The organism is Streptomyces sp. NPDC038707, from assembly GCF_040636485.1.
Classification (GTDB): domain Bacteria; phylum Actinomycetota; class Actinomycetes; order Streptomycetales; family Streptomycetaceae; genus Streptomyces.
In genome coordinates, this window is record NZ_JBEZUP010000017.1 from 1 (window position 1) to 13,487 (window position 13,487).

Below are 13,487 nucleotides of genomic sequence, written 5' to 3' on the forward strand. Positions count from 1 at the left end.
AAGAGGCCCCGATCTTCGAGCTGGTCGACTACGGCGTGGTCGGCGACCTGTTCGACGTCGTGCCGCAGCTGACCGAGGAGATCAAGACCCGCAAGGGCTGATCCCCCCACCCGCTGTACGAGGCCCCCGTGACCGCGCCGACGGTCACGGGGGCCTCGGCTCATCCCAGCGTGAGGGAGACCTGCACCGGCAGGTGGTCGCTCGGGTACTGCCCGTGCGCAGAGAAGGTGCTGATCCGGGCCTCGTGCACCGTGACACCGGGCGTGGCGAGGATCCAGTCGATGCGGTCGCCGCCCGGCGCGGGCGGCCGGTAACCATGGAAGGTCCCGTACAGCTCGCTCCGCCGGGCCGCCGTGTCCCAGGTGTCGGCCAGACCCGCGCCCAGCATCGTGTCGTAGACCGGGTTCCTGTGGGCGGGCACGTTGAAGTCGCCGGTGACGACGAGCGGGTGCGAGCGGCCGAGCCCGGCGGCGCGCCGGACGATCAGAGCGGCGGCCCGCACGCGTGCGTACTGGCTGCGGTTGTCGAGGTGGGTGTTCAGCACGCAGAACTCCCGGCCGCCGCAGAGCAGGTCCCGGAACCGGACCCAGGTCGCCATCCGGACGGAACCGCCGCCCCAGGTGTTGGACCCGATCACGTCCGGCGTGCCGGAGAGCCAGAAGTGGTCGTACTCCAGGGGAGCGAGCCGGCGCGTGTCGTAGAAGACCGCCGCGAACTCGCCGCGGCTGCCGCCCGCGCGCCCGGTGCCGATCCAGTCGTACACGGTCCCGAGGTCGGTCTCGATGTCGCGCAACTGCTGGTAGAGGCCCTCCTGGGTGCCGATGACGTGCGGGCGCTCCCGGTGCAGCAGGGCGCGCGTCACGGGGCGGCGGGCGGACCAGCTGTGCGGCTCGGCGGTGCTCGCGTAGCGGAGGTTGAACGACATCACGCGGAGCGGGACGCGGTGCCCCGCACCCGCCGCGGTGGGGCCCGCGGGTGCTCTACTGGGCAGGGCCAGGGGGACCGCGGCGGCCAGTGCCGCCTTCAGGCCCCGGCGGCGCGGGATTCGGCTGTGGCTCCTCGGCACGGGTGCTCCTCGGGCTGCGGCTTCCGGGCGGCTCGTCGCCGGCGGGCGGTGGCTCCGGCACGGTGCCAGATGGCGGCGACCATGTCGAGATCCTGGTGCCGAGCCCGCACGATGCGGTGTTGACCAGCGGGAAGGTTGCCAGATAGCTTCACTATACGGATTGTTGATTCCATAGAGCGGAAAAGTTGGAGGGTGTGGGATGGGTCAGCAGGAGAAGGTGGCGACGAGCCTCGCGGGCGCGGTCAGCGAGGAGATCAGCGCTTCCCTCGCACCGGTCGACGCGGAGCTGGACCGCCGCTACCCCGGGGACCCGGGCACCCGGCAGCCCGTCCACACCGTGTACGTCCCCGGCGACGCCTTCGCCGCCGACACCATCCGCTCCTGGGGCGACCAGGCGCTCGCGGCGCTCGACGAACACGCCCCGGACGCCGCCTCCTTCGCGGCCGTGCTCGGCCTGTCGGACGAGCTGGCCGAGCCGGTCCACTCCCGCGTCCGGGCCAAGCTGGAGCGCGAGCCCATCGAGGACCTGCGCGTCGACTTCGAGGACGGCTACGGCCCCCGCCCCGACGCGGAGGAGGACGCGACGGCCGCCCGCGCCGCCCGCCTGATCGCCGAGGCGTACCGGGACGGCACGGCCGCGCCCTACATGGGCATCCGCATGAAGTGCATGGAGGCCGCCGTACGGGACCGGGGCATCCGCACCCTCGACGTCTTCCTCACCGGCCTGATGGAGGCCGGCGGTCTGCCCGAGGGCCTGGTCCTCACCCTGCCCAAGGTGACCTACCCCGAGCAGGTCAGCGCCTTCGCCCGGCTGCTGGAGGCCTTCGAGAAGGCGCACGGCCTGGACGCCGGGCGCCTGGGCTTCGAGATCCAGATCGAGACCAGCCAGTCCATCCTGGCCACCGACGGCACCGCCACGGTCGCCCGCATGATCCAGGCCGCCGAGGGCCGCGCCACCGGGCTGCACTACGGCACCTTCGACTACAGCGCCTGCCTCGGCGTCTCCGCCGCCTACCAGGCCAGCGACCACCCGGCCGCCGACCACGCCAAGGCGGTCATGCAGGTCGCGGCGGCCGGCACCGGTGTCCGCGTCTCGGACGGCTCCACGAACGTCCTGCCCGTCGGCCCGACGGCGAAGGTCCACGACGCCTGGCGCCTCCACTACGGCCTGACCCGGCGGGCCCTGGCCCGTGCCTACTACCAGGGCTGGGACATGCACCCCGGGCACATCCCCACCCGCTACGCGGCCGTCTTCGCCTTCTACCGCGAGGGCTTCGAGCAGGCCGCGGCCCGCCTCGCCCGGTACGCCAACCGGGCCGGCGGCGACGTCATGGACGAGCCCGCCACCGCCAAGGCGCTCAGCGGCTACCTGCTGCGCGGCCTGGACTGCGGCGCCCTGGACATCGCCGAGGTGGCCCGCCTCACCGGCCTGACCCGCGCCGGCCTGGAGGCCTTCGCGTCCCCCCGCCGCGGCGACCTGACGGCCGCCGCGCAGTAGTCCCCCCTCGGCCTCCGGCGCCTCCGGGAGGGGGCGCCGGGTACCGGGCGCGCGCGGACCGGCCGGTCGAAGGGTGCCCGGCGCGGTGCGGTGGGGAGGTGGCTGACCCGCGAAGGCACCGCGGAGCGCCTGGGACGCGGCTACGGCCCGGAGATGCGGTCCGCCGGCCCCCGCTGGATCCGCTCGTCGGCCCCCGGTCCGGCGCCGCGCGCCTTGCTCCGCCCGCAGGGCCGCCACGGGACTCCCGCACCCCCCCGCGGCCCCCCGCGGCCCCGCCCTGTCGGCGGTGGCCGCCGTGCCCGCCGTCGGCAAGGGCGACGGCGGGCACGGCCGGCGCTTCCGCCGATGCCCCCGGCCCCTCGTGCGCCTTCAACACCGGCCGGTCAGGGCTCCCGCGGACTCCGCGCCGCGTTCTTCCGCACCGGCCCCGCCGCGGAGTCCGGTCCGGCTCCGCCGTGCGTACGTCTCGCGGCGGACCCACCCGATCGCCGTGCGGTCCGGGAGCCGGCGCCGCCCCGCGCGGCCCGTTCAGTCCGCCGGGGGCAATTCTCCCGAGCCCCGGGTGATGAGGCGGGTCGGGAGTGTGGTGCGTTCCGGGGCGAGGAGGGTGCCGTCCAGCTGGCGGAAAAGGCGTTCGGCGGCAGTGCGGCCGAGGGCCGCCGAGTCCTGGGCCACGACCGTGACCCCCGGCTGGAGCAGATCGGCCAGCTCGAAGTCGTCGAAGCCGACGAGCGCGACCCGGCGGGACCGCTCGGCCAGGACCCGGACGACGGTGACCGTCACCCGGTTGTTGCCGGCGAAGACCGCGGTCACGGGGTCGGGGCCGGCCAGCATCTCCTCCGCCGCCCGGCGCACCCGCTCCGGGTTGGTGGCGCCCAGGGAGATCCAGCGCTCCTCGACGGTTGTCCCGGCGTCCTCCATAGCCGCCCGGTAGCCGCGCAGCCGTTCCGCGGCCGTGTGGATCCGGGGCATGTCGCCGATGAACCCGATCCGCCGGTGGCCGTGCGCGATGAGGTGGGCGACGCCGTCGCGGGCCCCGCCGTAGTTGTCGGACAGGACCACGTCGGCGTCGATCCGGCCGGCCGGCCGGTCCACGAACACGGTCGCCACCCCCGCCCGGATCTCCGGTTCCAGGTACCGGTGGTCGTCCCCGGCCGGGATCACCACCAGTCCGTCCACGCGGCGCGCGCACAGCGCCAGCGCCAGCTCCTGCTCGCGCTCGGGGTCCTCGGCGCTGGAGCCGTTGATCAGCAGCGCGCCGTGGGCGCGGGCCACCTCCTCCACGGCGCGGCTGAGCGGGCCGTAGAACGGGTCCGCGAGATCCTCCAGGACCAGCCCGATGCTCGCGGTCCGCCCCTTGCGCAGGACCCGCGCGCTGTCGTTGCGGCGGAAGCCGAGCGCGTCGATCGCCTCCTGCACCCGCCGCTCGGTGTCCGGGGTGACCCCGGGCTCGCCGTTGACCACGCGGGAGACCGTCTTCAGCCCGACACCGGCCCGGGCCGCCACGTCCTTCATCGTCGGGCGGTTGCCGTACCGGTTCCCGGTGGGGCGGTCTGCGCGGCGGGTGGTCTCGGGCACGGTGCGCTGTCCTGTCTGTCGGCTCTGTCGGCGGTTTCCGTCGGCTGTCTGCCGCCCGTCCGGCCCACGAGAGTGTGACATCCGTGGGCTTGTATGAGGATGTGGCGTCGAGCATAGAGCCTGGACAACGTTGTCAGAAGCGAGAGAGACTGACCACCGCTGTCTCCGGCCCGCGTCCCCACCGCACGACCGGCCCTGCGTCCTTCTGGTTTTCAAGCTTTCGACGGGGAGTTCTGACTCTGATGCACACCGACCTCGTGGCGGCCCTGGACATCGGCGGCACCAAGATCGCCGGCGCGCTGGTGGACGGCGCCGGACGGCTCCTGGTCCGCGCCCAGCGCCCCACGCCCGCCCGGCAGGACGGCGAAACGGTCATGCGGGCCGTGGAGGAGGTGCTCGGCGAACTGACCGGGTCGCCCCTGTGGGAGCGCGCCGGCGCGGTCGGCATCGGCAGCGCCGGTCCGGTGGACGCCTCGGCGGGCACCGTCAGCCCGGTGAACGTGCCGGGCTGGCGGGAGTTCCCGCTGGTCGACCGGGTGCGTGCGGCCACCGGGGGGCTGCCGGTCGAGCTGATCGGCGACGGGGTCGCGATCACGGCGGCGGAGCACTGGCAGGGCGCCGCGCGGGGCCATGACAACGCGCTGTGCATGGTGGTCTCCACCGGCGTCGGCGGCGGCCTGGTCCTCGGCGGGCGGCTGCACCCGGGTCCCACCGGCAACGCCGGGCACATCGGCCATATCAGCGTCGACCTCGACGGCGACCCCTGTCCGTGCGGGGCGCGCGGCTGTGTGGAGCGCATCGCCAGCGGCCCCAACATCGCCCGGCGGGCGCTGGAGCAGGGCTGGCGCCCCGGCCCCGACGGCGACACCTCGGCCGCCGCGGTGGCCGCCGCGGCCCGCGCGGGCGACCCGGTCGCCGTCGCCTCCTTCGAGCGGGCGGCGCAGGCACTGGCCGCCGGGATCGCGGCCACCGCGACCCTGGTCGAGATCGACATCGCGGTGATCGGCGGCGGGGTCGGCAAGGCGGGCGAGATCCTGTTCACCCCGCTGCGCAAGGCCCTCACCGACTACGCGACCCTCTCCTTCGTGCGACGGCTGACCGTCGTGCCCGCCCGGACGGGCACCGACGCCGGTCTGGTCGGCGCCGCCGCGGCGGCCCTGACGCGGGCCCCGGACGCGGCCGCGGCCGGCCGCTGAGGCCCCTCGCGGGGACCGGCCGCCGACGCCGGGACGGCCGGCGGCCCGGCGCGCGGGCCGAGGGCACCGGGCCGCCGGCCATGGACCCGGTCCCGCGCCGGCCGGCCCACCGGGCGGCTCAGCAGCTCAGCCGTGCGTCCGCCCAGTCGGCGTGGTCGGAGTCGGTGCCGTCGCCGCCGTCGGTGACGACGAGCCGGACCACCTGGGCGCCGGTGACGTCGGCGGTGAGCGGCTGGGCGGGCCGCGCGTTGGTGAGGACGCCGGTGGCGGCGGCCCGGGTGTCGTCCGCCAGGATCTCGAAGGCGACGCTGCCCTTGGCGCCCTTCTCGTCGTCCACGCCGACGGACGCGGTGACCTCCTCGCAGGCCCCGCCGGTGTAGAAGGCGAGGTCAGAGGGCGCGTGCACACCGAGCCCCTTGTGGTACACGGTGCCGCCGACGGTCAGCGGGCGGCCGTCGCCCGCGGCGCTCTCCCCGTTGCTGGTGTCGCGCTCCACCGGTCCCCAGCCGTTCGTGGCCGACAACCAGGGCAGATCGCTGAGGTACGAGGTCCCGGACGGCGGCGGCACGACCACGGACGCGGTCAGCGGGACGGTGCTGGTGACCGGTGTGCCGGACGGCGACCGGTAACTGGCCCGCAGCGTCAGGCCGTAGGAGCCCGCGGGGGTGCCGGCCGGGACGGTCAGCCGCCAGCCGGTGCGCAGGGTCCCGCCGGTGGGGAGGGCGGCGGCCGAGGTCGCCGAGGCAGCCCGTACGGTCCAGCCGGCCGGGCCGGTCAGCGCCACGGACACACGGCGCGCGGGTGTGCCCCCGAGATCGGTGACGGTGCTGGTCAGGGTCACCGGGGTGGCCGCCGTCAGCAGCAGGCCGCCGTCCAGGCCCAGGTCGACGGCGGGCGGATGGGCGGCCCAGCGCGGGTCGGCCGCTACGCGCAGCAGGACCGTGCCGTGGGCCGGGACGGTGGCGGCGAGGGTGCCGGCGGTGTTGAACGTGCGGTGCTGCCACAGGTCGCGTACGGCATAGCCGTCCGCCCGCGGCAGGCCGACCGCGCCCGCGCTGGTGGCGATCCGCTGGGCGGTGCCGGACTCGTTGAAGAGGGCCACCGCGCGGCTGCCGTCCGCCATCTCCTTGGCGACGACCCAGCGTCCGCCCGCGGAGGACACCACCGTGCCCTGCCTGCCGAGCGGGTCCTGGTCGACGGCGACGACCTCCTTGTTGCCCAGGATGTCGTAGGTCTCCTGGGTGGTCTTGCGCAGGTCGGTGCCGATGAGCAGCGGGGCGGCCATGACCGACCAGAGCGAGAAGTGCGAGCGGTACTCGGTGTCCGTCATGCCGCCGTTGCCGACCTCCAGCATGTCGGGGTCGTTCCAGTGGCCGGGGCCGGCGTAGGGGGCGAGGGGGAGGTTCTGCTTCAGGATCGACAGCATGGAGGGCCAGTTGTCCCTGATGTCGCCGGTGGTCCGCCACAGGTGGCCGACGTCCGCGGCCCACTCCCAGGGCCTGTTCTCGCCCCATTCGCAGATGCTGTAGACGATGGGCCGGCCGGTCGCCCGGAGCGCGTCGCGCATGGTCCGGTAGCGCTGCCTGGCGTCCACGCCCTGGTTGTTGCAGTTGTCGTACTTCAGGTAGTCCACGCCCCAGTCGGCGAACTGCCGCGCGTCCTCGTACTCGTGGCCCAGGGCGCCCGGAAGGCCCACGCTGTCACAGGTCCTGGTGCCGGCACTGGTGTAGATGCCGAGTTTAAGCCCCTTGGCGTGCACGTAGTCCGCGACCGCCTTGATGCCGTTCGGGAAGCGCGCGGGGTCGGGCACCAGCCGGCCGTTCGCGTCGCGCTGGGGCAGGGCCCAGCAGTCGTCCAGGTTGACGTACTGGTAGCCGGCCTCCTTCAGACCCTTCTCCACGAACAGGTCCGCGATGCCCTTGACCATGCCCTCGTTGAACTCCGCCCGGCAGTAGGTGGAGTTCCAGTTGTTGAAGCCCATGGGCGGGGTGCGGGCGAGGCCGTCGTCCAGGGCGGCGGACGCGGCGCGCGCCGCAGGGGGTGGCGCCGGGGCCGCCGGGGCCGGGGTGGCGAGGCCCGTCGCGCACAGCAGTCCGGCGCTGAGCGCTCCGGCCACTCGGAAACGGGTCGTGCGGCTGTGCGGGTGACGCATCGTCGACGTTCCTCCCCACTCGCGACGGCGAATGACGGCATGTACGCGTCATGAAAGCGCGCTCATGGTAGGACGTGTGGGAGTGTGTCGGAAGATGCGTTCAGGCCGGGCGTGGCATTGTTCGGACGTGTTCGGGCCGCTGCGGATGCCCCGCTCCGGGGCGGCGGTCGACGGAGGAAAAGCCCCGCGGTCCGCGTGACCCGCGGCCCGTCCGCGCAGTTGATCAGCGCATGAAGAAGCGCAGCATGCTCGCCATCGCCACCCTCGCCGCCGGTTTCGTCGTGGCGGCCGTCACCCCCTCCCACGCGGCAGTCGACCGGCCGCTCGACGTCTCGGACACGGTGGACGAGGTCGGTGACCTCGTCGCCGACCACAGCCTGGACCTCGGCGAGAACGTCGTCGACCGCGACTGACCCGCCGCGAAGGGCGTCCGTGCCGGTGTCCCCGCCGCGGGGGACACCGGCACTTCCGTGTGCCCGCGGACAGGCGCCCTCAACGGCGGGGGGTTTCCATGGCAGGGTGGAGCGGGCAATCCTCAGGGGGCCAACAGAAGAGGGGGAGTCCGTGACCGTCGTCTGGATCAACGGCGCGTTCGGTGCGGGGAAGACCACGACCGCACGTGAACTGATCGAACTGATCCCGAACAGCGCGCTCTTCGACCCCGAGATCATCGGCGGGGCACTCACGCACCTGCTGCCACCCAAGCGCCTCGCCGAGGCCGGCGACTTCCAGGACCTGCCGATCTGGCGCCGGCTCGTGGTCGACACGGCCGCCGCGATGCTCGCCGAGCTGGGCGGCACCCTCGTGGTGCCGATGACCCTGCTCCGCCAGGAGTACCGCGACGAGATCTTCGGCGGTCTCGCCGCCCGTCGGATCCCGGTGCACCATCTGCTCCTCGCCCCCACCGAAACGATCCTGCGGGAGCGGATAGCCGGCCGGGAGATCCCGCCCGAGACTCCCGACGGCGAGATACGCATCCGGCAGTGGTGCTACGACCACATCGAGCCCTACCGCGCCGCGCTCGCCTCCTGGCTCACCGCCGACGCCCACCCGCTGGACACCAGCGCCCTCACCCCGTACGAGAGCGCCGTCCGCATCGCCGAGGCCGTCGGCAACGGCGCCGTCCCCGCCTGCGACATCGTGCAGACCCCCGAGCCGACCGCCGAGACGCTCGCCGCCGGGGTACTGCTCTTCGACGAGCACGACCGGGTGCTGCTCGTCGACCCCACCTACAAGCCCGGCTGGGAGTTCCCCGGCGGTGTGGTGGAACGCGGCGAGGCACCGGCCCGCGCCGGGATGCGCGAGGTCGCCGAGGAGACCGGGATACACCTGCGGGAGGTGCCCCGGCTGCTGGTCGTGGACTGGGAACGGCCCGCCCCGCCCGGCTACGGAGGGCTGCGGCTGATCTTCGACGGCGGCCGGCTCGCACCCGGCGAGGCGTCCCGGGTGCTGCTGCCCGGACCCGAGCTGCGCGCCTGGCGGTTCGCCACCGAACAGGAGGCCGCCGCGATGCTGCCCCCGGTCCGCTACGAGCGGCTGCGCTGGGCGCTGCGCGCCCGGGAACGGGGCAGCGCGCTCTACCTGGAGGCGGGGGTGCCGGTCGGCTGACCCCGCCGCGCGCCTCGGCCCAGCGAGCGGAGCACGGCGGAGGCGCCGGACAGCACCGGGTCGCCGTGCCCGAAGCAGGCGACCTCCGCGCCCAGCTCCGCCATCCGCCGTATCGAGGCGAGGAGTTGCCCGCGGTCCAGGTTGAACACCCCGGGGACCGGCGTCCCGTCGTCCGGCGCCGCCGCCACCGTGTCCCCGGTGAACAGCACGCCGTACGCGGGCAGGAACACCGCGATGCTGCCGTCGGTGTGCCCCGGGACGTGCACCACCCGGGCGCCGCCGCCGAAACCGAGCACGTCCCCGTCGGACAGCTCGGTCAGCGAGGCCGGCGGCTCCGGGGGCCCCGGCGGCAACTGCGCGAGCGCCGCCGCGTGCAGGGGCCGCTCCCAGTCCTCCGTCCGCGGCGGCGGCCCCGGCCGCTCCCCGCGGACGAACGGTGCGTCCAGGCGGTGCGCCAGCACCTCGGCCCCGCTCAGCGCGGCGAACTCGGCCGCCCCGCCGACGTGGTCCTCGTGGAAGTGGGTGAGCACGACGCGTCGTACGTCCCCGGGCGAGTGCCCCAGCGAGGTGACCGCGTCGGCGATCGGCCGCCCGGCGCCGATCGGGCCCGCGTCGATCAGGGTCAGCTCCTCGTCGTCGCGCCAGAGGTACGCCTGGCCGACGGGGAAGCGGAACAGGTGCAGCCGGGGCAGCAGTTCGATGACGTCCATGCGCCGACCGTACGGAGGGCCCCCGCCCGCGGGCGAGGGCCCTCTGCCCTGGGCAGAAGGGGTCAGCCCGCCGCGTAATTGCGCAGGAACAGCGCCTCGGCGACGGACAGCCGCTCCAACTCCTCGGGGGACACGCTCTCGTCGACCGCGTGGATCCGCGCCTCCGGCTCGCTCAGCCCGATGAGCAGGATCTCCGCCCGCGGGTACAGCCCGGCGAGGGTGTTGCACAGCGGGATGGAGCCGCCCTGACCGGCGTAGCTCATGGTCCGGCCCGGGTAGGCCACCGCCATCGCCTCGGCCATCGCCTGGTAGGCGGGGCTGGAGGGGTCGGCGCTGAACGGCTGGCCCTGGCCGATCTGCTCGGTGGTGACCCGGGCGCCCCACGGGGTGTGCGCCTCCAGGTGGGCCTGGAGCAGCTTGGTGGCCTCCGCCGCGTCCGTGCCCGGCGGCACCCGCAGGCTGACCAGGGCACCGGCGCCGGCCTGCACCGACGGGGTGGCGCCGGCCACCGGCGGGCAGTCGATGCCGAGCACGGTGACCGCCGGGCGGGCCCAGATGCGGTCGGCGACCGAGCCGTCACCGATCAGCTCCACGCCGTCCAGCACCTTGGCGTCCGCGCGGAACTGCTCCTCGGTGTACTCCAGGCCGTCCCACCGCGCCGTGGCGTCCAGGCCGTCGACGGTGGTGGAGCCGTCCTCGCCGCGCAGCGAGTCCAGCACCCGGATCAGCGCGGCCAGCGCGTCCGGGGCGGCACCCCCGAACTGGCCCGAGTGCAGATTGCCGGCCAGGGTCTCGACGCGCACCCGGACCAGGGTCATCCCGCGCAGGGTGGTGGTCACGGTCGGCAGACCGACGCGGAAGTTGCCCGCGTCGCCGATGACGATCGTGTCCGCCGCCAGCAACTCGGGGTGCTGCTCGGCGTACCGCTCCAGGCCGCCCGTGCCCTGCTCCTCCGAGCCCTCGACGATCACCTTGACGTGCACCGGGACCCCGCCGTTCGCCTTCAGGGCGCGCAGCGCGAGCAGGTGCATGATGAAGCCGCCCTTGCAGTCGGCGGTCCCGCGGCCGTACCAGCGGCCGTCGCGCTCGGTCAGCTCGAACGGCGGGGTGGACCAGCCGGCCTCGTCCAGCGGGGGCTGCACGTCGTAGTGCGCGTACAGCAGGACCGTTTTGGCACCCTCCGGGCCCGGCAGGTAGCCGTACACCGACTGGGTGCCGTCGGGGGTGTCCAGCACGGCCACGTCCGTGAATCCCTCGCCCCGCAGCGCGTCGGCGACCCAGCCCGCGGCGGCCTCGCTCTCGCTCCTCGGGAACTGCGAGAAGTCCGCCACCGACCGGAAGGCGACCAGTTCGGCCAGCTCCGCCTTCGCCCGGGGCAGCAGTGAGGCGACGGTCTCGGCGACCGGATTCGACGGCATGGGGCACGCTCCTCGTGGGTGCGACGTCGTACGGGGTGAGTACATCGATCCTCCCACAGCGGATCGCGCGGACGGCCGCCGTAGGATGCGACAGACACTTGGCAGCGGCTTGAGCGGAGCGGTAGACCATCGTGAGCGGCGAGAACTCTTCAGCGGACGACGTGCAGCAGGTGTGGGACGTCGTCGTGGTGGGCGCGGGCCCGGCGGGCGCGTCGGCCGCCTACGCAGCGGCGGTCGCGGGACGGCGTGTGCTGTTGCTGGAGAAGGCCGAGCTGCCGCGCTACAAGACGTGCGGCGGCGGCATCATCGGCCCCTCGCGCGACGCGCTGCCACCCGGCTTCGAACTGCCCTTCCGGGACCGGGTGCATGCCGTCACGTTCTCCCACAACGGCCGCTTCACCCGCACCCGCCGCTCCAAGCAGATGCTGTTCGGCCTGGTCGACCGCGCCGAGTTCGACCAGCAGCTGGTCGAACACGCCCAGAAGGCGGGCGCCGAGCTGCGTACGGGCGTCACGGTCCAGCGGGTCGAGCAGCACGGCTCGGCGGTGCCGGACCGGCGCACGGTCGCCGTCGTCCTCCAGGGCGGGGAGACGGTGCTGGCCCGCGCCGTCGTCGGCGCCGACGGCAGCGCCAGCCGGATAGGGGCCCACGTCGGCGTGAAGCTCGACCAGGTCGACCTCGGCCTGGAGGCGGAGATCCCCGTGCCCGAGACCGTCGCCGAGGACTGGAAGGGACGCGTCCTCATCGACTGGGGGCCGCTGCCGGGCAGTTACGGCTGGGTGTTCCCGAAGGGCGACACGCTGACCGTCGGCGTGATCTCCGCGCGTGGCGAAGGGGCCGCCACCAAGCGGTACCTGGAGGACTTCATCGGCCGGCTGGGCCTCGCCGGGTTCGAGCCGTCCCTCTCCTCCGGGCACCTGACCCGCTGCCGCGCCGACGACTCGCCGCTGTCCCGGGGCCGGGTGCTGGTCTGCGGCGACGCGGCCGGCCTGCTGGAGCCCTGGACGCGCGAGGGCATCTCCTTCGCGCTGCGCTCGGGCCGGCTGGCGGGGGAGTGGGCGGTCCGCATCGCGGAGGCGCACGACGCCGTGGACACCCGGCGCCAGGCCCTGAACTACGCGTTCGCGGTCAAGGCGGGGCTCGGCGTCGAGATGAGCGTCGGCAAGCGGCTGTCGACCGTCTTCGAGCGGCGCCCGGGCCTGTTCCACGCGGCGCTCACCGGGTTCCGCCCGGCCTGGCGGGCGTTCCGGGACATCACCCAGGGCGCGACCACCCTGGCCGAGATCGTCCGCTCCCGCCCCATCGCCCAGCGCGCCCTGACCGCCCTCGACCGCCGCCCCACGCCGCCGGCGGAGCCGGCCACGGAGGAGCCGGCCGGTTCCTGAGGGGCGTACGGGGCCCGGCAGGTGGTTTCCGGGGACGTGGTGGGGGAGCCGACCGGTTCCTGAGCGATGTACGGGGGCCGGCGGTGGTTCCGGGGTCGCGGCGGGTGAACGGGTACGGCAACCGGCAGTGTCCCGGGGGTATGGCGTGGGCCGGTCGGTTCGTGAGGGGCGTACGGGGCCGGTGGCGAGTGCGGTCCGCCGACGAGGCTGTTGTGACTGAGCGCTTCAGTTGGCCAGTCTGAGCGTCATAGTTGGCAGGCCGACGAGCCGCGCGCGTACCTGCTGACCCGCGGTTCATACCCGTGCGCGTACACGGTTGTGCTGCAGATGCGTCGAGAAGTACCGGTTTCGGCGCGACCCACCTCGCGACGGCCGAGTCTGCTGGTGACCTCAGCGGTTCAGTGGCCCATCCTGAGCAGCGGATTCGTATTCCGTGAAAAGTTCTTACCGCTGCGTGTGACGTTTTCGGGCGCTGGGGCGCAGTGTGGCGTGAGTCGACTGGTCATCGGCCAGAGATGCCCTGACGATGCCGAGGAGGCGCGATGGGAAGGGAATTCTGGCGGACGATCCGGATGGCGATACAGCACGACAACTGGACAGCCCGCCTCGTGGTGATGCTCTGCGGCATCTGGGGTGCCGCGCTCGCCGCGTACATGATCAACGCCAAGTGATGACTGGACCGACGTCCGTGCAGCAACACGCCCAGCAGCCGCCGGGGAAGAACATTTCCCTGCGACGCATCCATCCCGGCATGGACTGCGGAAGTGCGGCTCTCCGGGCCGCAGGCAGAGGTGAGAGCAGTTCGCGTGGCTGAGCGACAGAGAGGCCAACCGAAGCACCCAGTGGCCAACTGAAGCGCTCAGTCACAGCTGTCCG

At 73.9% G+C, this 13,487-nt stretch carries 11 protein-coding genes and 1 pseudogene; 7 read left to right on the forward strand and 5 right to left on the reverse strand.

Going from position 1 to position 13,487, the window contains the following annotated elements; all coding sequences use genetic code 11:
- Positions 1–101, forward strand: a pseudogene (locus AB0E62_RS22945) (electron transfer flavoprotein subunit alpha/FixB family protein); the annotation flags it as partial.
- A gap of 59 nt (positions 102–160) precedes the next feature.
- Here AB0E62_RS22945 and AB0E62_RS22950 read toward each other — a convergent pair.
- Complete coding sequence (locus tag AB0E62_RS22950) at positions 161–1,066, reverse strand: endonuclease/exonuclease/phosphatase family protein (protein ID WP_362196713.1); 906 nt, start codon at positions 1,064–1,066, stop codon at positions 161–163.
- 199 nt (positions 1,067–1,265) lie between these two features.
- On the opposite strand from AB0E62_RS22950, the gene AB0E62_RS22955 reads away from it, so the two are divergent.
- Positions 1,266–2,564: an aldolase gene (locus AB0E62_RS22955; RefSeq protein ID WP_362196716.1), complete on the forward strand. Its 1,299-nt coding sequence runs from the start codon at positions 1,266–1,268 to the stop codon at positions 2,562–2,564.
- 528 nt (positions 2,565–3,092) lie between these two features.
- On the opposite strand, the gene AB0E62_RS22960 is transcribed toward AB0E62_RS22955, so the two are convergent.
- Complete coding sequence (locus tag AB0E62_RS22960) at positions 3,093–4,142, reverse strand: LacI family DNA-binding transcriptional regulator (RefSeq protein WP_362196719.1); 1,050 nt, start codon at positions 4,140–4,142, stop codon at positions 3,093–3,095.
- Positions 4,143–4,384: 242 nt separating this feature from the next.
- Here AB0E62_RS22960 and AB0E62_RS22965 point away from each other — a divergent pair, with 242 nt between their 5' ends.
- Positions 4,385–5,338 (forward strand): ROK family protein, encoded by a 954-nt coding sequence (locus AB0E62_RS22965; protein WP_362196722.1) that lies wholly within the window; start codon positions 4,385–4,387, stop codon positions 5,336–5,338.
- A 118-nt stretch (positions 5,339–5,456) separates the two neighbouring features.
- Here AB0E62_RS22965 and AB0E62_RS22970 read toward each other — a convergent pair whose 3' ends face one another.
- A complete protein-coding gene (locus AB0E62_RS22970; RefSeq protein WP_362196725.1) occupies positions 5,457–7,490 on the reverse strand; it encodes an NPCBM/NEW2 domain-containing protein in 2,034 nt (677 codons plus the stop codon).
- Positions 7,491–7,720: 230 nt separating this feature from the next.
- On the opposite strand from AB0E62_RS22970, the gene AB0E62_RS22975 reads away from it, so the two are divergent.
- Both AB0E62_RS22975 and AB0E62_RS22980 read left to right on the forward strand, forming a co-directional pair.
- Entirely contained in the window at positions 7,721–7,903 is a 183-nt protein-coding gene (locus tag AB0E62_RS22975) for a hypothetical protein (protein ID WP_362196728.1), read from the forward strand.
- Between the two features lie 151 nt (positions 7,904–8,054).
- Entirely contained in the window at positions 8,055–9,098 is a 1,044-nt protein-coding gene (locus AB0E62_RS22980) for an NUDIX domain-containing protein (RefSeq protein ID WP_362196731.1), read from the forward strand.
- Here AB0E62_RS22980 and AB0E62_RS22985 read toward each other — a convergent pair.
- The gene (locus AB0E62_RS22985; RefSeq protein WP_362196734.1) at positions 9,068–9,808 is read right to left on the reverse strand and encodes an MBL fold metallo-hydrolase; all 741 of its coding nucleotides are present in this window, start codon (positions 9,806–9,808) and stop codon (positions 9,068–9,070) included. The two genes, AB0E62_RS22980 and AB0E62_RS22985, sit on opposite strands and share 31 nt — an antisense overlap.
- Before the next feature lie 62 nt (positions 9,809–9,870).
- On the reverse strand, positions 9,871–11,226 hold the full coding sequence (locus AB0E62_RS22990; protein WP_362196737.1) for a dipeptidase: 1,356 nt from the start codon (positions 11,224–11,226) through the stop codon (positions 9,871–9,873).
- A gap of 131 nt (positions 11,227–11,357) precedes the next feature.
- Here AB0E62_RS22990 and AB0E62_RS22995 point away from each other — a divergent pair, with 131 nt between their 5' ends.
- Positions 11,358–12,611 carry a geranylgeranyl reductase family protein gene (locus tag AB0E62_RS22995; protein WP_362196740.1) on the forward strand — a complete coding sequence of 418 codons (1,254 nt, stop codon included), beginning with the start codon at positions 11,358–11,360 and terminating at the stop codon, positions 12,609–12,611.
- A gap of 542 nt (positions 12,612–13,153) precedes the next feature.
- The gene (locus tag AB0E62_RS23000; RefSeq protein WP_362196743.1) at positions 13,154–13,282 is read left to right on the forward strand and encodes a hypothetical protein; all 129 of its coding nucleotides are present in this window, start codon (positions 13,154–13,156) and stop codon (positions 13,280–13,282) included.
- Positions 13,283–13,487 lie beyond the last annotated feature (205 nt).